Source organism: Pedobacter cryoconitis (assembly GCF_014200595.1).
Lineage (GTDB): Bacteria > Bacteroidota > Bacteroidia > Sphingobacteriales > Sphingobacteriaceae > Pedobacter > Pedobacter cryoconitis_C.
Map to the genome: position 1 here is coordinate 2519266 of NZ_JACHCG010000001.1, position 20381 is coordinate 2539646.

A 20381-nucleotide genomic window follows, 5' to 3' on the forward strand; every position below is an offset into this window, starting at 1 on the left:
CAACGGCTACCACTCCGTATATGCTCCAAACGGGAACATGTGTGAAGGATTGTGCGATGGGGTTCCGTAGGCCGCAAATGAGTGCGGGGAGATTAAGCAGGTTTTAAATTAGATAGATATTAAGATTTACACGACTGGAAGGTAACTACCGGTTTCATCATCTTTTGAAAACTCTGAACCTATTGGCTCATCAAGAAGATGAATAAAGCTATCATCAAGGTTTAACACCTTTCCAATTGAGATGTATTGTAAATTTGTAACATCGTCAACGTATTCTTGCGTCTCATAATCGCTCATCATTGTCCAACCAGAATAATCTTCATCATCAATTTCTTCCCGGTATAATCTTCCGACAAGATACCCTTCATTCATGATATGGTTGGAAACAAAGCATTTTTTTGTGAATTTTTGAATCACCTCAGCTAAAGGATCTTCAACAATTAATTCTTCCAGCGTGTCATATTGAATAATATGCTCTCTCCTGAATACAATGGAATCTCCTTCACTTAAATCTTTAATATGAAACGGAGCGTTATCTAAAGTACCTGAATAATTACCATCTTCATCAACTGAATCCATAATAACCCACATTCTTTCCGCACTTGGGTCTTCGGGTTCATCAGATTCAAAAGAAAAGATTAGTTTCACTGTTGTTTCTCCAGGCTTTAACTTATCAATAATATCGTCAGATGGCCTATAGAAGGTATATGGCGCTTCCTCTCGAATTTCATTAGTGTTCTCTAATCTCCAACTAGGCATAAGATTTAATAATTTACAGGAAACTAATCCAATTTACGCTACTTGGTATTTTTATTTTTATGCTGGGCAAGCTTATTTATTATCTTTTTCTCAGTTTCAACCTGGATAACATTCAGTATTAGATTTGGATCAATATTGAAAATGTAAGCCATACGAAGAATCTCTGATACAGTAAACTTCTCAGGATCTGCTAATTTAACAGAGTACCGTTCCGAATTAATTCCAAGTTGTTTAATAACCTTGGTTGGGTATAATTCGGAGATGTCATACATTTTTTTGATTTTACTTGTTTCAAATAGTGCACCTATCGATGAAAGATCTTTTTCTGGATCATTATTAATAAGTTTCCAATTAGCCATATTCTTACGTTTTGAACTAAAGTCGTTAATTGGAAACTAATCATATGTTAAAAAGAACCATTAGTAATTTATAAAATACTTTTAGTTTGTTTTTGTGATGACTTATTACTAAGTTTGGATAATGATAGATTAAAAATTATTTTTAGCGTTTACTTCATAAAATATTGAAGCATTCGCACTTCGAGTCTCGTCTTAGAAACCTGAGAAATTTCAAATGGATACGAGAGGTAAGTGTAGTGCTCACGTCATAGGCGTGAGCCTGCTTTCCGTATCCGGGCTTCTCAGGGCCTCTAAGGCGGTAAGTGGGTTTCACGCCTTATTTTTTTGCGATCAACTCTCTTATATATGACTCATTTCACAGTTCAACCAACTAAAATGAGAATATATGGAAATGCACATCCTTTCAGCAGCAGATCAACAGGCAAACTATTTTAAAACGTTCGTCAAGTCCCTGGTTGAGAAATTTCAACCCTTACAGCTTTTCTGCTTTGCCAAAACCAATCTATTATCGGAAACCACTGGCTGTTTCCGGGATCAGGAGAATACTCATCATTGCAACTATTGTCTGTTAATGGTGACAGAAACCAGTGTCCGAATTGATCATGAGGTACAGGAGTTTACGAATGTACGCTACCGAAAAGGTAATGTTTCTATTATCTGTCATGGTCAGGAGTCCATTTTAGAGGCGATTAAAGCGAATAACAGATTTTTTATGACTGTTTATACTTCCGGAAAGCTTCTGTATTGTCACGATGGTATGAGCCACTTTGATTTTACCGGGAAATTTATCCCTACGCAATCAGCAAATAAGGCGCAGAAACATTTTAACCACCGTATGCCATTGGCGGAAGGTTTTTTACATGGTGCGGGAGAGTGCCTTGCCAAGAAGGATTTTAATATTTCTGCTTTCATGCTTCACCAGGTTGTAGAGCAATGTTGTATCCTCCTAATCCGGGTACATCTTGCTTACCGTTCAGAGGTACATAATCTACTTCGTATGCTACGGTTATGCGGTTCTTTTTCTGACAAACCCATTAAAACGTTTTTATCCGGTAACCGGGAAGATGAAAGGCTTTTTGACCTGCTGATGAAAAGCTATTCCGGTTCCCGTTATGGAACAGGTTTCTCTGTTTCGGGAGACGATGCCCAAAGCCTGTTTGATCGTACTTCATTTTTCGTAAGCCTAGTTAAAGATATGTGCAGGGCAAAAATTGAAGAGCTGGAACATGGAGGTCTCTTGTATAAAGAATTGAAAGGAGAAAGTGAGGTAACAATTGATTAAGGAAATGACCAACCCCGGAAAATATCATTACTATACACTGCCACTGGAAAAAGGCACGGTTAGATTAACCTTAGAGACCTTAAACAAACACTCTGATTTTAGATTTCCGGAGCGTCCATATCTGGTAATTAGAAAAAGGACAATATCGTTCCAGAATGAGGTGTTGATTTTAGGCATCCGTTTGGGAGAAGAAAAGGAAGAACGAGTATATATCAGGGTTTTGCAGGAAGAGTTAAGGGTCAGTTGCAGCGTGGACACTGATCATACCTATTTGAGCCGTTACGCCTATTTTGCTTTATATTCTTTTACTTGGTCGGGTGGTGGTTATAATTTTGGTAAATATTACTGGCCGGACTTTTTCGACGCCAAAACAGGCAAAAGCAAATACCTGACGGTCATCATTGACAGGGCGGGAACGGATATTAAAAGAAAGCCTAAATATGCCTTTTTTCATAAACCAGGGGATAAATTGATCTACCCATTTAGAAGAAAGAAAGCAATAACTACCGCTACGCCAGCACTTGAAAAAGATAATGTCAACCAGTTTAACCCTTACGCTATCGGCTATTGCCTTGCCGATACCCAATTAAGTTCAGCCCGCTCCGCTCATTTCCCTTTAATTGTGCGCTATAGAGGTATCTGGGACAAGAACCAGCGTGAGATCAAAGGCTTTAATCAGTTTGTGGTCACCCCTAATCAAGCCATTGCCAATTATTATACACCCATGCAGGAGAAGATCAATGTGCTTTGCCGAAAAATGCAAACACTTGCCCCCATCAAAATACCTGAATACCGTAGTACAGACAAAGAGAAACAGGCAGTCAAACGGGAGAATCTCAGAATGTTGAAATTAGTCTATGCCCTATGGCAAAAGGCCGTTCCACTGCTACAGACACAACCCTTTACGCATTATCTTTTTACCCATGGTTTGCGCAACGTGAAAGGGAAACCCCGAAAGCAGGATATGAAAGCCTGCACCTTTTCCAGTGAAAGCCCACGGCTTTGTTTTTTATTGGTGGGTAAAGGAGACTACTACGAACTGGAACTGCGCTTTAAAGCAGAAGGTAAATTTTACGTGCCGAACGAATGCAACCCTACGTTTTTTATCCATTCAACAGCAGCACCTTATCGGTTTTACCTGATGGATTCGATTACAGATTATCATGTGTTGTGTTTTTTTGAAAGGCACAATTTTAAGTTGTCCGTACTCAAATGCCACTATCAGGGTCATTTTAAAACATTTATAGATCGGCTTGCAGAAGCCTATGAATTAACAACTAAAGGAATTGACAGCCATGAAAAGGAAAAAAATCAATAAGAAGCTGAATTACCAGCCTACCAAGCTGCAAAAACATAAACTAGAGAACCCATTTGATGTAATGGATTATTTCTTTCATGATTTCCCTATCCATGAGACAAGGGATAACCTATGGGAATTGTATAAAGGATGGGTTTATAATTCATCACAATATGCCAATGAACAGATTACTAAAGACATGCTCTGCTTTTATACGCAGTTCAGCGAATTTTTAGATGCCTGTTATGTCTTCACCTCAAAGAAAGCCAAATGAGTATGAACTGGTAATTATCAAATTCCCGTTATGAAAAGAAGCACTGCACAACCAATTGTAATTCCCATGGACTTTAAAGTAGCTTGTAGTATTTATAAACTCGATATAGCGGAGGTGCTACAGATATTTATTGACCATGTGAGTATATATGACATCATTAACCAGACTTATCACGAGGGGTTTTCAGAGGCTTGCCATGCAATGATCTGGTATGTAAAGAAAAAAAGAAAGACTTCCATCAATAGCAAAGCAATGAAAAAATGCAGTGCATTATTCGGGGAAAATATCAGGCAGATTGAAATCTTAGCCAAGATGAAAAGAAGAGGTTGGAAAACCACTACCAAACGTGGTTATACCCGTTGTTTTGTCGAAAATATTTTCAATTCAATGGAACGCCTGCATACACCCTCTGATGTTTTGTATCTTGATGAATTTTCTACTTTGAAGTTAAGCAAGGATTTTTGTGTCCTTTGTGAAGCATACAACTGTTATCCAAAAGAATTTCTTGAATATTTTATGGGTTACATTTCCTTATCAGATGCCCACGCATGTGAGGGAATTAAAGGATATACAAATTTCATCTTTGAATTTTTCTTTAAGATCGCTAATGGTTTTGGAAGGGACACCCCTTTCATGTTTGATCTTACGGATGATGAAATTGATTTTTATCACCGAATGGAAGAAGTCAGACTCGAAGTCTACATTATCCGTGACCTGCTGGAAAGGGCAGATACTTTAAGAGATTTTTATCAAGCATATTATCAAACCATTAATCCAAACTAAGCCTAATCCTATGGAAACGACTATTCAACTTACCTTGTCAGAGGATTTTAATACCCTCTGCTCAATCTACCAGATTAAGCCGGAATTTTTTATTCAAACCTTCATTGATCAGGTATCCCTGCCGGAATATTACAGCCGACCAAATGATAAAAACTGATGGGGAACATTATTTTTCCTTCAATTTTTGGAAGTTGAATATTCCCATTATCGGGTGAACAGAGAACTTGAAAACAAGTTTCTTACCTCCTTTAACAGGGCTGTCAAGTACAATTTTGACGCTAACCCGGCACATAATGAAACTTCTTTAAATACCGGAAGAGAGATTATGAGGCAATGGCTAAAAGCGGTTTTAGCAGAGCGGGCGAAGTATATTACCGATAATTTGTAATAGCAATCCCGGGTACAGAATTACAAGCAAATGAATTAGTATCGCATGCCCTGATTTTGATCTTCACTTTGATCTTTACCTCTTTTCTTCTTTTTCCTTTTTGGTATAGGAGCTGATTCGGGCGCTACATATATGGGCTCCATCAAAATGCTCCACAAATCAACAGCGAATTTCCCTGTCGGGCTGGTCATTTCCCCAATACTTCCAAACAATCCTTCTGCCACCTCCATGCTGATGTCTTTCAGTATTTGAGAGCGTTCAGCTTGCTGGTTTGGAATGCCGTCCAAAATCTTCATCTGTGCCTTTTGTTCGGTTGTTCCATTTTTCATGGTATTGGCATAGGTTAAAGTATCTTTCAGCCCCCTGTCAAAATCAAACATCGTATCAAAAAGCTTTTCGCCGGATTGTTTAAACGCAGTTCGGTCAAACTCACCCAGTTTAGCGGAATGCTCCTTGTTCTTTCCCTTAGAGGTATTCTGTGGGCTAAGCTTAATCGTATTGGTGAGGTCTTTACGGCTCACAATGATCTGAATGTGATCCTGCCGTCCCTCTTTGCGTTCCCCCTTTTGCCGGGTTCCTTGTTTAACTTCCTTGTCGTCATGTTTATAATAGCGAAAGTTTTCATGTTTGGCGTACCATAGCAGGTCTTTATGGCTATTGATTCCTGGTCTTTTAAAGTTTCTGGCGTACTCGTCCATCACCTTAACGGCAAATTCTTTCAGCTTTTCCTTTGCGCCATGCTCACCGTAGGTCTGGTAAAGGTGTGCCAGTTCCTTTTGACTGGGACTAACGTTGATCAGGAAAAACTTACTGTCGTTACGGCCAAGTTTGGCAATGTTGCGGTCAATCTTCATTCTGACTTCCTGCCTGCTGATTTCGTTGCCCATACCGTTAAACCAGTTTTCATGACCTAGAACCCGGCCTTTTTCGGCCTGTAAACGGTTCTCTTTTTCCAGGTAGTTGACCAGTGCCCCGCTGCTGCCTTTGTTATTTCCTGTTTCCGATGCGGTGATGTTGATGAACATATTTATAAGTTTTCAAGTGAACGCCATAAATTGGTTTGCAGTTCTTCCTTTTTGACGCTGGATACAGGCCAGCCTAATGATTCCCTTTGCGTGATGTAATGTTCGATGATCTTTTTAAACCGTACTTTTAACAAAGCTTTTTCATCCATTTGGGCTTGTATTCTTGCGATGCCTTTATTGATCGCATTAACATGTGAGGAGAGCTGAACAGTCTTTTTTGCCTCTTCGGCCAGATACGCAGAAATAGCTTTAAAATAGATGCTGTGTTGTTTTGCTATAGCGGTCAATATTCCACTGGCGGTAAGGATGGGAAGCAGGAAATCACTTTCCTGGGTCTTAAAGAAAGCAATAATCCTGCTGTTTCCGCTAACCAGTTCCTTTTTGAGTAGTTCATCACCCAGGTCTAGGGGGTCTTTCTTACTCCGATAGAAATAATCTACCATCTGTACCACTACCAGCTTTTTTGTCCTGCCTAATTTTAAAGCGATCTTTTCGAGTTTTTGATCGGTGGCTACAGGGTAGCGCACCGATTTTGTATTCATGTCTTCCATGCGCTGACGTGTTTACCTGTTTGCTTTTTCAACAATTAACCTAACCCGGCTACCTCTTTGAGGATGCCAGGAAGGGGTAAATTCTATATATCCATAGTCAACAAGATCTTTAATGTTTTTATGATAGGTAGCTATTGACCTGATGCGTGAAAAACGCATTAACTTTGGCCTGCTTACCTGAAAGGACATTTCCGTCACATTGCTGTCACTGTAATAAAATAAGGCCATCAGCAGGCTGATATGGCTTGAATAAAAATGGTCTTCTAATGCTATTCGCTCAAAATAACCACTAAGGGCATGTTGCTGTATATGCTGATAATTCTTCATCTTATTCGCCTTTTAATAATTTTTCAATTTCTGCTTTGCTATAGAACATAGTGCCACCGATCTTTCGGTACGGTAAAGTACCGTTGATGCGAAGGGTCTGTAAAGTTCCGGGCGATATATTTAGCATCTTTCTAACCGCTGCGCTTCTTAGCCAGGCGGTAGTTTCCTGCTGATTCCCCTGTCCGATGATCTCCTTCATTTCCTTTAAAAAGTCCGTCTTAAACTCCTTTAAATCTTCCATAGTGATAATGTCCATTTTCATAATTGTTCTCCTTAATGTATTTCGTCCTTTAGTTGGTTAATATTGATGACATTGTATATCTGCATATATGGTATACCCGACAGTATACCATTTATGGCCTCCAAAGGGCTTGCAAAGCCCACAAGTATCCCCGGAGGATACTTGAAACCCCTGTAGCGATAGCACAGGGCAAGCAAGTAGGGCCACTGCCCAACTTCCGCTTGCTCAGCCCCTGAAAAGGGGGCTGACTGCATAAACCGCCTTTCTACCGCTATAGCTGTCCCCGATAAAGGCCTTACAAGCCCAATAGCTTTCCTCAGTTAAATGGCAGTGTCCGTTGTTTGATCTACAAAAACTCCCTATAGATGGTTATATCGATATACTTTAATAGACCCATAGATTCATGTAGATATATAGCCCATTACATAAATAGATATATATTGCTCCCTTATGATCTGTACACCTGGTACTGCTATTATTACTGATAACTGGCTATTTCGGTATATAGCGATACTGATACCTGACTACGTAGGTGGTGGGGTTTCTTTGGTAGGGTGAAATTTGGCATTGCCTTGAATTTCTTCCTGCGTTTTCTTCCTGCCTTACTTTATCCAGGTACTCAACTCAGCTATAGAAAAATAAAGTCTTTTGCCCCGTTTGTTTACAGGAATTTCTTTCCGGCTGACTTTAGTATATAATGTCGGTACAGAAAGACTGAGAAATTCAGCGGCCTGTTTAATTGTCAATAGATCAGCATAAGGTGGCGGTACCTTTTGGCTCTCTAATAATAAGTCTTTAATATTGTCCACCTTGTCATGCAGTGCACTGATGGCCTGTGGTAGTTCTTCAAATGTGTACTTCATATGCAGTATATTTTGTTTTATACTGCAATAGTACTGGCTTGTTTTGTACGGTTACAAGGGGTTAAACCGCGTCCTTACCGTTTCCCTACTAATATTTACCGTTTCTTTTGTTTCTTGTCGTTGGGAAAACTGTAGGAACTCGATCTATCATTCTGATTTCAATAATTGGTGATTTACAAGGTTTGGTGTCTTCAGAGATAATAGCGCCAACCCAACCTTCTGTGTATTCTTTCGGAGTCTCCCTTGTACCATAAAGAAAGTTCTTCGCTACCCATTTTTCAAGGTCAGATTTCAGGCAGCCTGTAATGAGATTGGCTTCAATCAATTGCTTAAAGGCATCCGCAAGCTGGTTGCCATTGCCTCTAAAAATCAACCGATTTGTAAGTGATTTGCTATCAGAAATTAATGCCGAAAGCTGTATTTGATCCTCCTCGGAAAAATAGGATTTCATTATTTTAAGAAAGTCATTGGCCGACTGTTGATCGAATTTGGGCATACCAGCGTCTGCATTATAAGGAATTGTGACTGAAAAATTTGAAAGAGCACAACTGTCGGTCTTCTGGCTAGCTTGCTTAGATTTCCATTCCTCAAATGTTTCAGCTGGGGTTAATATTGCTTCAACCTCATTGATTAGCTCATTCAGATACTTTTCCCGGATTTTAACAGAATCATTAAGGCTTTCTACAAATTCATCACCAATAAAAATATCAGTGTGATCGGATTGCAAATTCTTCACTATAAAAAGGTCGTCGAGACGAACGGAAAAAATAAAGTTGCGTGGATATTCTGCCTGAAGTTCACTGTAATGTTGGTGAAAATTTGTCCAGAATAATTTAAACCTTTCTTTTAACTTTTTAAGTTGCTCTAATTCCCTTTTTAAACTTATGTCATTAAGAGATAGCAGGTCTACCAATGCCATGTCTTCAGTACTCTAATTTCGCTTTTATAGCTATATGAATCGTAATACTGAGTTTCATGAACAATACTATAGGCAAGCTTACCCTCCTCAAAATTTATTCTAGTTTGCAGTTTCCCTTTAGTAACGATTTTAATATCGAAAGTCTGTATCTTGATTAAGAATAGGGCTAAGTTCTGCATATTGTAAAAAGACTTTTGCAAAAAAATCTAACTAAAATACCTAAACTTTCTCAATATATAAAATTCACCAATAGTCTTCCTAACGTGTATAATTCAATTGTTATTATTTAACTTGCAATATGGCATTTAAAACATTATTCTATAGCTGGCAGTCCGACTTAGATCCTGATCAACATCATTATTTGATCCGTGATGCACTTAAAAGTGCTATCAAGATTATCAATAAAGAGATTGATTTTGAATTGAGTCTTGACAAGGACACGCAAAAGACTAGCGGTAGCCCGGATATTGTCGATACAATCTTAAAAAAGATACGTATGGCAGATATTTTTGTAGCCGACGTAACCATTATCAATCCAGGGTACGCTGGAAGAAAAACCCCGAATCCTAATGTTTTAATTGAACTAGGTTATGCGATAAAAGCTCTTGGATGGGAGCGTATTATTTGCGTGGTAAACACTGATCAATGTCGACCAGAAGACTTGCCTTTTGACATCCGTAATAACCGCACAAGTACTTATAGTGTAAATAAAGCAGGTGTCAAGGGCGCGGAGAAAAACCTGACTGATATATTTACTATGGCTATACGCGCGATTTTAGATGATTATGAAGGTATCTTAGAGAGATTTACCAAGGATGAATATCTGGGACATGATAAGGCCATTTTTGAAAAATTCAACGAGATAGCCTCGCAGGTTGAGATCTTTGAAAGCTTGGATATTCTTTGCACTTCACTGTCAATCAACAAAACACATTACTATTTATGGAATCTGGTAGAAAATTTTCGTAAGGGGCTGGAAAATCATTTCCTTAATGTGGAGATTCAGGAAACTTTCGAAGCTTTTGCTGATTTACTAAATAAGATTCATTTATTGGCTGCCCAAAAATTATTTCCACAAAATCTATCGGGCATGAAATATATCGCAGAATACGAAACGCAAGGTATCCCAATTACACCTGAGATTCGTTATGAGGTTTATCAGACGCACTGGTATAAAATTCCAGATAGTCCGGCTGATGGTGATTGGAATGCCTATGGTATTCGTGTATCTGATCTTCAGACAGAGTTCAACCGACAGACTGAGCAGATCGAAGCGGCTTATAAAGCTTTCCGCTTATCCATTAAAAAACATCTTTTAATATAAAAAATAGAATCAGAGATCATAAATTGAATATACGTGACTCAATTTCCTTCAAGACATCCAAATCATAGTTTGGAATACAAATCGGAACTTTTTTTAAGGAACAAATTACCTACGGAATGGATCATAGATAAACCAACTGATTATGGTATCGATTTTAAAATTGAAGTCGTATTAAATGGTGCAGTTAATGGTCAGAATTTTTCAGTTCAGCTAAAAGCACATCAGAAAATAGAAAAAAGAAAAGGGATTTCGGTCAAATTGGAACGTACTACGGTTAATTTGTATCTGAGTAGATTAGAACCCTTGTTGCTGATATGTTATGTGGCAGAAGATATTGAAGCCTATTACTGCTGGTTTAATGAACGATCGGTTGACCTGACAAAAAAAAATAAAACCTTTTCTATTAGTTTTGATTCTTCAAAAAAAGTAAGTGAATTGGACTGGAATGAAATATCAAGTTACGTCAATACTATTTTTAGCAGAAAGTTTCTACTCCATGCCTTTCCAGAGTTTGACTTTTCGATGATGGGCAAAGGTGAGAAGGATGCTGCCGCCTATTATCTCAAAAAAGATTATGAAACTGCAAAATTTTTATTCGATAAACTTAATAAAGACAATCCAAATGCTTGCTGGTTGAATTCTATTGCAATGTGCCAATATGGGCTCTACCATTATAAAGATGCACTTGCATCGGTGAATGAAGCCCTGGAGATCACCGATCTCTTAGAAATCAAACTGAATAAGGCGTCAATTTTAGCTGAATACGGGATCGAAGCTAAAAATCGTGCTATGGTTATCGAAGCAAGTGGCATATTCAAGTCTGCAATAGATGAAATTGGAGAGGCACATCATTATTTTAATTATGCGAATACACTTACCGAACTAGGTCAATACGAAGAGGCAGAAAAACATTATAAAAAGGCACTCGATTTAAATCCAAATTATGCTGAATCCTGGAAGAACTTAGGGCATATTTATTCCTTCTACAGAAATCTGGAAAAAGAAATGCAATGTTACAATAATGCATTATCTATCAAACCTGATTTGCCACAAGCGTTAATATGTAAGGGAATAGCTTTAATCAAGGATTTGAATAATTTTAATGAAGGCATTTCATATCTTAAGAAAGCATTGGAAGCTGATAGTAAACTTTTCCTTAAATATACAAGTGGATATTTTTGGTTTGCTTACGCATATCTTAAAATTAGTGATTATGAGAACGGACTTAGATTCTTGGAAAAAGGACTTAAACAATATCCTGGTGATCCATATTTACTGAATCTTAAGAGAGACTACTTAAAGGATAATTGGCGAAAAAACATTATGCTGAGAGTTCAAGCGAAAGAATTCATGTTATACCGTCTTAGACTCCAATCCGACGATACATCGGCCTTAGAATGTCTTTGCAGGATTCTGCTTTATGAGAAAAATAAAACCGCTGCATTAGTCCAGCTGACAAAACATACTGTTATTTTCCAGCGTACTCAGATTACGGATATAAAAAACGAATCCTTTGATATAGAGCCCTATTTAAGCTCTTTATATAATTATCATAACTATTGCGAGTTTCGAAACGTGCATCCACTGGAAAAGGATCTTAATAGTCACTTATTTCCTCCGGTTTATATTGAATTCAATGAGTTAGTCGGATTAAAATTATTTCATGAGTGTTTACAATACATCAAGATTCACAAAAATGATAAATCATTTGAGAAAAATCTCTTTAAACACCTATTTGAGCAAGCATATCTTTATTATCCGAAAACGGCGCCATATATGATTACCGCTAATGTAAAAGAGCCTGAAGCTTTTGGTGAGCAAATGTGCAATGCTATCATACATATTCCTATACTAGCAATGAGAGAGGTAGGACGGATTAATGGGTATCTGAGGATAAAACTTGGATTAGATAGTAAAAAAATGGATGTGGCAATTAAAAACGCCAACGAAACTGCTGCAAGTAAGAAGATATTTGAGGCTTGTTTGGTTATGATACAAGAACGGTTTAGTTTTTTTTCAAAGTAATCTAATAATGTCGAGAATATATTTTGACACGAATGTTTTTAGCAATCTTAGGATTAATAGTTTGCCGCAATATCAGACGTTAAATCAATTAATTGTTGAACGAAAAGATAGATTGAGCGTTTATTTTTCAATTGGTCATATTAGAGATAAGCGTAAAGACCAGTCTGACTATAAATTTCTGGATTTCGAGTTCATGGAATTTTTAACAGGGGACAATTATTTGGCCTATGATCCAATTGAACGTCGTCCTGGCTTTTATCTTGCTACGCCAAAAATGGCTTTTGATGATGATAGTCCGGATAATGAGTATACTTCCGCAATGAATATATTTGAGCCATCTGAAGATGATGATCAAATGAACGCTTCGTTCAAATCAATGCTTAGGTCAATATTTGAGAACCTTCCTATAGGAATCGATAACAGTATATTTGAAAACTTGCCACAAGAGCAAAAGAAACTAGTGTCATCTTTCTTGCCATTAGAAGAGGGAGCTTCCTTTTTAGATCTAATGAACAATATGATACAATTTACCGAGGAACTTCATAAGGATAGTAATTTGTACAAGGATCTTAGGACAATGGTTGACAAGGGAATGAACAATGGGCAAATAACATTAAACGGAGATATCGATTTTAACGAAGCACTCAAGGATACTGCAATTCAGAAAACCTTTTTTGATTTTATCAAAGATACAATCTACTACAAGGACAAAGATAAGATCCCATATTATGATTTCTTTCAATTGGCCTATAATATGCTCGATGTATTAGGTATAAGCAAAGATAAAATCACTAAAAAAAATACCCTAGGGAATCTCCAGAATGATGGTTATCATTCTTATTTTGCTGGATATTGCGATTATTTTATAACTGACGATAAGACAATAACTTCAAAAGCTAAAGCTTTATATAATCTCCTCGGCATTAAAACTCAGGTGCTTTCCGTCGACGAATTTAATGAAGTTCTACCAGAGCTTCTCAGCGATAAAAGAGACGATTGGGATTCTTTGTTGAACAAGCTTGCATGGGATTTTAAAAACGCAGAAAGAAAAGAGCCAATAATTGTAGATGGAGTTATTACATCGAGATTGGGGCGAAATCACAGATATCTTGATTTCTGTGATTCTGTTATTGAGATTTCATCTAAAGATTGCCGTAAACTAATTGCATTTAAAGGAGACGCACATTCTCTCTCAGACCCAAGCTATAGCGAATGTAAAAAAATAATTCATTGCGCACTATTAATATTGGGAAATGATGATGAGTTGAAGCTTGAATTTGACTACCAAAAGTTTAATAGTGATACAAATGTGCCTTTATCAAGGCAATGGAAAATTAGTGAACAGTTTTCCATTGAACTTAATTTTCATCCTGAGATAAACGGGAAATATGGATTGGCATTTATCTTCCCTCGGATTGAGAATAAACCAATAGGAAGATGGAGAAAGCTCCAATTAGCTATTATTGAACAATTTCGTAAACTAATATTCAAAAAAAACAATAATTAATTTGGTGAAAATTGTTATTATTTTCAGCTCTTATTTCTTAAAAACCAACTTGCAATTATTTGACAACTTACTTTCCATAAGGATTGCGACCAACGAAATTATTCGTCTTCATTTATGATATCTGTGAAGTCAAACTCTAAAAAATCAGTTATTGACCATTCTATATATTCGTCGAAGGATTCCAAGCTGTCAACGGGAGGATTATTAATATGATTTAGGTTTATATTAGCATCAGCAATGATCTTATGAAAATTGATCATTCTGGACTCCATATTTTTGTAAAACACTTCATGGTCAGTCTCTCCCTTAACTAACTTCTCGTAATTTTCCAGATGTGAGTGCTGTAATTCCTTCTCTTGTATCAAATTATAGATAAGGCTAAGTGTTGTAATGGAAGCATCTGAATGACATGTAAAGTCTTCGATCTTATATTTCAGGAATAGACATAGCACTTGTGTTTCAGGATGAGAGATATTCTCACAATAACCGCATACCTTATCCAATATGACAGTTTTCTTAAGCAAACCATCACCTGCGGTTTTATCTTTGATTTTACCAGCACAACATAAATCTGCATTCCAATTATCAAAAAATTCACGAATATACGCGCTCCTATATAGCCATGATAAGTGATCCATAGCTAGATTACTTAACGCCAACACATAATTTAGATTTGCTGCAATTTCGATAACCTTAGTAATCCGTTCAAAATACTTTTGTTGTATAATCTCCCATTTCTCATATAATCTATCTTTTAGGTAAGATCCACCAAACCAAAATAGATTTGTTAGATTTTTGGTAAAGTCATGGGTTAGAATAATGAGTTCTATGGAAAGAATTTTTGAGTAGCCAACAATTCGTGCTTGAATGTTGTCTGGTTCTCTCTCAATTATATTAGTAATATTTTTATAGAGAGTTTTTATTCTTTGCGTAGATGTTCCTTCTTCATCATAAAAAAGCTGACAGGCTTTCTCAATCTCAAGAAATGACCCTAAATCTTTCCCTTCTAATAATTTTTTATTTTCAGAATCATAAGTTTCTTCATTTAATATTCCCAACAAATATTTTGCTTGAAGAAGGATATAATTAAGGATTGCTTTTTGATCTGGTTCAAACGATGACGATTTACGATCGGCTTTTTTAAGATAGTCAATTGCCTTATAAATCTGTGCTTTATGAAAATAAGCCATTCCGCAAACATAATTGAATATTGGGGACATCTCCCTACCTCCTAGATATGTGCGTTGCTCTATTTCAATAATCCTTTGAAATTCAAAATCATTTAATAGCCTAAAGCCACAATTTTCAATAAATGAAAGATTCTGCTCTACGCTGTAGACTTCGTTGTCTTCATCAATCATTATACCTGCACCTAGTTGTTTTCCGGCAGCTGTATTTTTTATGTGAGAATTGAGTCTTCTAAGCAATAAACCGTTATGCAATGTATCCTCATAAATAGAATGTATAGCAAGTTCATCAAGATTTTTTGAAAAGTGAAAGGTGTATTTGCGTGGCAAAGGGGAATTTTGATACTTTTTAATCATTGATTGATAAATTTCTTTTGCATTTGCAAAAAGGAATCTATCCTCACGCTGATCATAAAGTATATAATAAGCTGGCATTCCATAGTTTAACAAGTAATTAATATTATTTACCTCTATACCAAATGACAAAGATAAATCTGTATTAGCTTTAATATGACCAGTGGCTTTCAACTGTATAATAAATCGAAAATTCGTATAATAATCATTTTCCTTAATCTCCACTATCAAATCAACCCCTTTGTCTCTAACTAGTTCATGCCTAATTTCAAACAGTGAATTATGGAACAATAAAGCCAATTTATTTCTAGAAATTGTTTCTAGACTTTCATTGGAGCTTGATTTAGGTAAAGTTGAGCGATAATCCATATAAACAGCTATTTGTTTTTATAAACTTAATAAATAAAATTATTTTTGATTGTGCTAAAACCTAATGGCAATCATTAAGCTTGATTAGATTACCTGATAATATCATTTCAAAACTATCAATATGGCATTTAAGATTGCCCTATGCAAGAATGTAGCATTAATTTTTTAAATTTATTTGTTTTTGTGCGTCTCTTGCCATACTCGATTGATAACGAAGTGGTAAGAAATTGCGCAAATATTTAAAATTTAAACTTTACAAGATGATCGATAAAAGTTTAATTGAATACTTAAAGGAAGCCAGCAACGTAAGTGCTACGGAGTTAATAAATGCTTATGTTGAAAATGAGGAAAAAATACTTGGTAATATCAACGTAATAAAAGGGATCAAATCAGAGTTCTATTGCGATAATCTTCAAAAAGCATCTGAAGTGTCAAAATTTCTAAGTATTTATGCTGATTTCACATCAGTATTCATGCTACCGAACAACAAAGATGAGCATCTTATGCATTACTATCCACCGGAAGATTATCGCTTCATTAAAAGAAATATCACTTTTCCTGCAAATTTTTTGAATGGGCACATTCCAGAGCCACATGATATTATTCCAGCTTACACGACGTATAGTGATGATAATACAAGAAATCTAATGACTGAATTACACCCTTTCATGAGAAGTGGAAGACTAATGATTCGTCCTATTAGATCGATTATACTTTATAATGCTCCCGGTATAAAACAGAATGCAATAATTTACTATGCAAATTCAGATACGCCAAACAACGAATGGAAAATAAAAGAGCGAAATGAGAAAGATAGTTTTGTAATTGAAAACGGATGGGGAAATTCAAAATCAAAAATCCTATATGAAATTACATTACCATTTATAAACAATATTTCATCAGAAACCCTTAATTCGATATTAGATGATGAAATTGATCTGCTAAGTAACTTCAGAGTAACGTTAAAAGACGTGTTAAACTCAACCTTGGACTTAGGAAACAATGATATAAATAGTATTTATAATGATAAACTAAGACCAGAAATCGAAACCATCAACCGTAAATTTAAAAACATTAAGAATATTCACAAACTTGGTACAGGCACTACCCTTGCAGCAATTACAATTAGCTTAATTGCTATTAATACCGATATGGCTACAAATTTTCAAACAATATTTAACACGTTTGCAGGTACAAGCACTTTAGGTTTTTTGGCTTCTGAAATCAAATATAGAACAGAGGAAGATAAACTTAAAGATAATCCGTATTTTTTACTTTGGAGAATTAATAAAGCAAATACGATTCAACTTTAATAATTATCAGTGATAATCAATTATTCAAATGGGAAGTAAAATAGTCACTCTAAAAAAGGTTCCAAATCTGGATTGGGCGGTCGCGTTGTGGGGAGGAAAACCGGTGCCAACAAAACAAGAAAAATATAAGCCACTTGTTGGCTATCAAGGCATAATGCAAGATGGCGAAACTGAGAAAATATTTGATGACTTGTACATCCGTAATCCTGACAAAGATATTGTTCAAGAATTTGAAAAAAAATTAGGCAACTTTTTGAGAGAAAATATTACCGATGAAATGCCTTACAAGATGCCAGTAGAAGTTATATTAGCTTTTACCATTAACAAAAAAAGATTTTTTGATGTGGACGTAGATAACCTTTGCAAAACAGTCTTAGATGCTATGAAAGGAATTGTTTTTGACGATGACAGTCAAGTGGTACGTCTATTAGCACTAAAAGATACACACCCCTTTGACACAAACGGTATTTCAATCGGGGTTAATAAACTTGAAGATGTTTCTAAGGGATGGTTTAACAAAGTGCATCTATTCTATATGGATGAAAAAGAGACCTAAGATTAGGGTGAGCAGTAAGGGCAAAAAACAGCAATTTGTCGAATAAAGACAAAATCAGCCAGAAAGGGAAAAGAATCAATGATGGCATTTTTGAAATTTAGTCAGTATAGGCGAATTTTTATAAGAATCGGTAAACCTTACATAGGTTTATCCATAGAAAGATTTTAAATCATTGGATAAAGAAAGGCATAAAGCTGAATTAATAATCTTGAATTCGATTAACTTTAAGTTTCAAATCTAAATAGTATAATGGGGCATTATAAAGAAATGTACGGATATAATAATCAAGGTGGTAATGATTTTGGAGATGATAAGTGTTTATGTGAGGGGCATTTGAAAGATGATGCTATCGCAGAGTATATACGTAAGAATTCAGATGATGGAGTTTGCAGTTATTGTGGAGAATATACTAAAATAGCTCTGGCAAGAGATGTTTTTTCGTTTATAAAAGGTGGAGTATTTGCTTTTTATGGAGAAGTAAATGATGAGGGTATGGCATATGAAACCGAAGAAGATGGTTATCATGGTGCTCCGAAATTTGACACGGAGGATATGTTGTACTATGAAATCGGTTTGGAGACAGATAATGATAACCTGTGGAAGGATATTCTTTTAGTATTTGGTAATCAGGAATGGTGTGAAAAAGATCCTTACGCTGATAGAGAAAATGTAGAACTAGAATATAATTGGAATCAATTTAAACAAGTTGTCAAACATAAATCCCGCTATGTATTCCTGGGTTCTAATCAGTTCAAAGAAAGTATGAATCAGTTACCTGTAGATGAAATTCTTGATGATATTGGTAGACGTGTTGATAATCTTAATTTGTTTAAGTTGTTACCTATAGGTACTCTCTTATATAGATGTAGACAACACAAAAGCTCTGAGATATTAACTCAGGCTAAACAACTCGCTGCGCCACCTTATCATTTAGCCAATACGTCCAATAGAATGAGTCCTGCGGGTATATCTATGTTTTATTGTGCTTTTGATGTACCGACCTGTCATGCCGAAACTATAGATGCAACTGACATTGTAAAGGATCAGGTTACAACTGGTGTTTTTCAGAATAAAGAAAAGCTCTTTTTATTAGATCTAACTAAATTGCCCGCTTTACCAAGCATCTTTGATCCTGCAAAACGAAATAATTATTTTTCAATTATGTTCTTAGAAAAGTTTGTGCAAGATTTGAGTAAACCAATAGAAAAAGATGGCAGTGAGCATATTGAGTATGTTCCTACACAAATCATAACAGAATATTTTCGATATACTTACGAGGATCGAACAGGCGGAAGTGTTGATGGCATTATATATCCAAGTTCTAAATTAGGTGGCAAATATGCATGCGTATTGTTTTATGATCATGTGGAATCTATAAAAAAGTTGGAATTTGTTGACACAAAGTTGGAAACTACACCCATTTTTAAAAATTCTAGTAATTGAACACCTTAATAACCTCAAATTTTTGAGCTATTAGATAGCAGCATATATTTTTAAAGATTAGCTGAGATAATTTATGGAAAATTACGCAAAGAAGCTTATTACTAAGCTTTATGATAAAAAGATAAAAAAAACGCTTGACAGCAATTTGAAAGAGTCAACAAAAACTTGTTTATATGGCTTTATGGACTACTTAAATGCCTTAACTAAAACCCATGTTAAAAAAGATGTTTCCAACAATGCAGAATATATCATTGGTACAATATTTAAAAATATAGGATTGATTCGAAAGCAGGTTGAATACAATAATTTTATGAAAGCGAGTTTATCTTTAGCTAATAACAAATTTAATGGATTGGTTAAAATTATTGAAGGTGATGACCCTAAAATGAAACATAATACCATTATGAAATTTTCAGATTTGATTAATGACTATATTAAAGATTTAAAGCCATTCATAGAATATTTTGAGAGAAAGAAAAAGCCTGACTTTATCTTATTTAATGGCTGGAAATCATATAATAACGAAACCTACGAGCTGGCAATGATTAGCAATAATCTATACTGGAATGGGTTCTACAAAGAAAATATTTTTGATCAAAAAATGGCTATTAATATTGCATGTTTTACTCTCAGGCAGGCATTAGAGATCAAGTTTAAAAGGATATGTGGTATTTACGATATCTACAATCGGAAGTTTGATGGCCCTAAATTAAGACACGATTTTTTTCCCGAATTTATTGACGACAATTCTGATCTACTTGAATTACCTTATGTACATTTGACTGATCTCATTAAAGTTTACAAATGGACTAATCTCACTATACATAATGCAGAAAATCCGATGATATGGGAATTAAGATTTGCGCTTGATTATGTAAACCCCTTTTTCAAGTGGGGCGAATTAGTAAACAAGAACGGAAGCTCAGTAAAATCGGTTCATGGAGCAGTGATCATAAAAGATTATGATGAACTTAAAAAAAGACTAATGGATAAAATTAACCAAATTAGCAATGATATTTTTTGTATTGAGTTTATAAAGCCAGAAGCATTTATAGAATAATAATTAACATCTATAAAGCTCTAAATAATTTGTTTTTTAGTCCTATAAATTTGAAAATTCCTTTAAAATGACTATATTTAATTATAGCAATTGCAGCTAAAACGTATCTAAAAAAATGGTGAGCGATTAGGTGAGTCAAAATCGAAAACCGCATAAAATACTATTTAAACGCTGA

At 35.6% G+C, this 20381-nt stretch carries 20 protein-coding genes; 11 read left to right on the forward strand and 9 right to left on the reverse strand.

Going from position 1 to position 20381, the window contains the following annotated elements; translation table 11 throughout:
- Window positions 1-126: 126 nt before the first annotated feature.
- The gene (locus HDE70_RS10680) at window positions 127-759 is read right to left on the reverse strand and encodes a DUF2185 domain-containing protein (RefSeq protein ID WP_183889945.1); all 633 of its coding nucleotides are present in this window, start codon (window positions 757-759) and stop codon (window positions 127-129) included.
- A gap of 38 nt (window positions 760-797) precedes the next feature.
- Entirely contained in the window at window positions 798-1118 is a 321-nt protein-coding gene (locus HDE70_RS10685) for a hypothetical protein (protein ID WP_183889947.1), read from the reverse strand.
- Window positions 1119-1503: 385 nt separating this feature from the next.
- Between HDE70_RS10685 and HDE70_RS10690 the strand changes: the two genes are divergently transcribed.
- The 4 genes from HDE70_RS10690 to HDE70_RS10705 are packed head-to-tail and all read left to right on the forward strand — an operon-like array spanning window position 1504 to window position 4754.
- Entirely contained in the window at window positions 1504-2400 is an 897-nt protein-coding gene (locus HDE70_RS10690; RefSeq protein WP_183889949.1) for a HEPN domain-containing protein, read from the forward strand.
- Between the two features lie 4 nt (window positions 2401-2404).
- A complete protein-coding gene (locus HDE70_RS10695) occupies window positions 2405-3718 on the forward strand; it encodes a hypothetical protein (protein ID WP_183889951.1) in 1314 nt (437 codons plus the stop codon).
- The gene (locus tag HDE70_RS10700; protein ID WP_183889953.1) at window positions 3696-3971 is read left to right on the forward strand and encodes a hypothetical protein; all 276 of its coding nucleotides are present in this window, start codon (window positions 3696-3698) and stop codon (window positions 3969-3971) included. Before HDE70_RS10695 ends, HDE70_RS10700 begins: the two co-directional genes overlap by 23 nt.
- A gap of 30 nt (window positions 3972-4001) precedes the next feature.
- Complete coding sequence (locus HDE70_RS10705) at window positions 4002-4754, forward strand: hypothetical protein (RefSeq protein WP_183889955.1); 753 nt, start codon at window positions 4002-4004, stop codon at window positions 4752-4754.
- A 423-nt stretch (window positions 4755-5177) separates the two neighbouring features.
- On the opposite strand, the gene HDE70_RS10710 is transcribed toward HDE70_RS10705, so the two are convergent.
- From HDE70_RS10710 to HDE70_RS10735, 6 genes are all read right to left on the reverse strand, one after another.
- Entirely contained in the window at window positions 5178-6167 is a 990-nt protein-coding gene (locus HDE70_RS10710) for a DUF5712 family protein (protein ID WP_183889957.1), read from the reverse strand.
- A 2-nt stretch (window positions 6168-6169) separates the two neighbouring features.
- Window positions 6170-6718: a BfmA/BtgA family mobilization protein gene (locus tag HDE70_RS10715; protein ID WP_183889959.1), complete on the reverse strand. Its 549-nt coding sequence runs from the start codon at window positions 6716-6718 to the stop codon at window positions 6170-6172.
- Window positions 6719-6730: 12 nt separating this feature from the next.
- Window positions 6731-7045: a hypothetical protein gene (locus HDE70_RS10720; protein ID WP_183889960.1), complete on the reverse strand. Its 315-nt coding sequence runs from the start codon at window positions 7043-7045 to the stop codon at window positions 6731-6733.
- A 1-nt stretch (window position 7046) separates the two neighbouring features.
- The gene (locus HDE70_RS10725; protein ID WP_183889961.1) at window positions 7047-7307 is read right to left on the reverse strand and encodes a helix-turn-helix domain-containing protein; all 261 of its coding nucleotides are present in this window, start codon (window positions 7305-7307) and stop codon (window positions 7047-7049) included.
- 581 nt (window positions 7308-7888) lie between these two features.
- Window positions 7889-8149, reverse strand: coding sequence for a helix-turn-helix domain-containing protein (locus HDE70_RS10730; RefSeq protein ID WP_183889962.1), 261 nt, complete (start codon window positions 8147-8149; stop codon window positions 7889-7891).
- 88 nt (window positions 8150-8237) lie between these two features.
- Window positions 8238-9068, reverse strand: a complete 831-nt coding sequence (locus HDE70_RS10735) for a hypothetical protein (RefSeq protein WP_183889963.1) — start codon at window positions 9066-9068, stop codon at window positions 8238-8240.
- Between the two features lie 298 nt (window positions 9069-9366).
- On the opposite strand from HDE70_RS10735, the gene HDE70_RS10740 reads away from it, so the two are divergent.
- From HDE70_RS10740 to HDE70_RS10750, 3 genes are read left to right on the forward strand one after another with little or no spacing between them, the layout of a single operon-like run.
- Window positions 9367-10392, forward strand: a complete 1026-nt coding sequence (locus HDE70_RS10740; protein WP_183889964.1) for a hypothetical protein — start codon at window positions 9367-9369, stop codon at window positions 10390-10392.
- 33 nt (window positions 10393-10425) lie between these two features.
- Window positions 10426-12417 carry a tetratricopeptide repeat protein gene (locus HDE70_RS10745; RefSeq protein ID WP_183889965.1) on the forward strand — a complete coding sequence of 664 codons (1992 nt, stop codon included), beginning with the start codon at window positions 10426-10428 and terminating at the stop codon, window positions 12415-12417.
- 7 nt (window positions 12418-12424) lie between these two features.
- Entirely contained in the window at window positions 12425-13924 is a 1500-nt protein-coding gene (locus tag HDE70_RS10750; protein WP_183889966.1) for a hypothetical protein, read from the forward strand.
- Between the two features lie 98 nt (window positions 13925-14022).
- Here the strand turns inward: HDE70_RS10750 and HDE70_RS10755 are convergent, their stop codons facing one another.
- Window positions 14023-15834: a DUF4365 domain-containing protein gene (locus HDE70_RS10755; RefSeq protein WP_183889968.1), complete on the reverse strand. Its 1812-nt coding sequence runs from the start codon at window positions 15832-15834 to the stop codon at window positions 14023-14025.
- Between the two features lie 260 nt (window positions 15835-16094).
- On the opposite strand from HDE70_RS10755, the gene HDE70_RS10760 reads away from it, so the two are divergent.
- The 4 genes from HDE70_RS10760 (at window position 16095) to HDE70_RS10775 (ending at window position 20206) form a co-directional block, all read left to right on the forward strand.
- On the forward strand, window positions 16095-17147 hold the full coding sequence (locus HDE70_RS10760) for a hypothetical protein (protein WP_183889970.1): 1053 nt from the start codon (window positions 16095-16097) through the stop codon (window positions 17145-17147).
- A gap of 28 nt (window positions 17148-17175) precedes the next feature.
- Window positions 17176-17703, forward strand: coding sequence for a RusA family crossover junction endodeoxyribonuclease (locus tag HDE70_RS10765; protein WP_183889972.1), 528 nt, complete (start codon window positions 17176-17178; stop codon window positions 17701-17703).
- Window positions 17704-17952: 249 nt separating this feature from the next.
- The gene (locus HDE70_RS10770; protein WP_183889974.1) at window positions 17953-19146 is read left to right on the forward strand and encodes a HEPN-associated N-terminal domain-containing protein; all 1194 of its coding nucleotides are present in this window, start codon (window positions 17953-17955) and stop codon (window positions 19144-19146) included.
- 73 nt (window positions 19147-19219) lie between these two features.
- Entirely contained in the window at window positions 19220-20206 is a 987-nt protein-coding gene (locus HDE70_RS10775) for a hypothetical protein (RefSeq protein ID WP_183889976.1), read from the forward strand.
- Window positions 20207-20381: the final 175 nt, after the last annotated feature.

Coding starts and splice junctions, on each gene's coding strand:
- HDE70_RS10680 (WP_183889945.1), bottom strand. CDS start 759: ATGCCTAGTTGGAGATTAGAGAACACTAATGAAATTCGAGAGGAAGCG.
- HDE70_RS10685 (WP_183889947.1), bottom strand. CDS start 1,118: ATGGCTAATTGGAAACTTATTAATAATGATCCAGAAAAAGATCTTTCA.
- HDE70_RS10690 (WP_183889949.1), top strand. CDS start 1,504: ATGGAAATGCACATCCTTTCAGCAGCAGATCAACAGGCAAACTATTTT.
- HDE70_RS10695 (WP_183889951.1), top strand. CDS start 2,405: ATGACCAACCCCGGAAAATATCATTACTATACACTGCCACTGGAAAAA.
- HDE70_RS10700 (WP_183889953.1), top strand. CDS start 3,696: ATGAAAAGGAAAAAAATCAATAAGAAGCTGAATTACCAGCCTACCAAG.
- HDE70_RS10705 (WP_183889955.1), top strand. CDS start 4,002: ATGAAAAGAAGCACTGCACAACCAATTGTAATTCCCATGGACTTTAAA.
- HDE70_RS10710 (WP_183889957.1), bottom strand. CDS start 6,167: ATGTTCATCAACATCACCGCATCGGAAACAGGAAATAACAAAGGCAGC.
- HDE70_RS10715 (WP_183889959.1), bottom strand. CDS start 6,718: ATGGAAGACATGAATACAAAATCGGTGCGCTACCCTGTAGCCACCGAT.
- HDE70_RS10720 (WP_183889960.1), bottom strand. CDS start 7,045: ATGAAGAATTATCAGCATATACAGCAACATGCCCTTAGTGGTTATTTT.
- HDE70_RS10725 (WP_183889961.1), bottom strand. CDS start 7,307: ATGAAAATGGACATTATCACTATGGAAGATTTAAAGGAGTTTAAGACG.
- HDE70_RS10730 (WP_183889962.1), bottom strand. CDS start 8,149: ATGAAGTACACATTTGAAGAACTACCACAGGCCATCAGTGCACTGCAT.
- HDE70_RS10735 (WP_183889963.1), bottom strand. CDS start 9,068: ATGGCATTGGTAGACCTGCTATCTCTTAATGACATAAGTTTAAAAAGG.
- HDE70_RS10740 (WP_183889964.1), top strand. CDS start 9,367: ATGGCATTTAAAACATTATTCTATAGCTGGCAGTCCGACTTAGATCCT.
- HDE70_RS10750 (WP_183889966.1), top strand. CDS start 12,425: ATGTCGAGAATATATTTTGACACGAATGTTTTTAGCAATCTTAGGATT.
- HDE70_RS10755 (WP_183889968.1), bottom strand. CDS start 15,834: ATGGATTATCGCTCAACTTTACCTAAATCAAGCTCCAATGAAAGTCTA.
- HDE70_RS10760 (WP_183889970.1), top strand. CDS start 16,095: ATGATCGATAAAAGTTTAATTGAATACTTAAAGGAAGCCAGCAACGTA.
- HDE70_RS10765 (WP_183889972.1), top strand. CDS start 17,176: ATGGGAAGTAAAATAGTCACTCTAAAAAAGGTTCCAAATCTGGATTGG.
- HDE70_RS10770 (WP_183889974.1), top strand. CDS start 17,953: ATGGGGCATTATAAAGAAATGTACGGATATAATAATCAAGGTGGTAAT.
- HDE70_RS10775 (WP_183889976.1), top strand. CDS start 19,220: ATGGAAAATTACGCAAAGAAGCTTATTACTAAGCTTTATGATAAAAAG.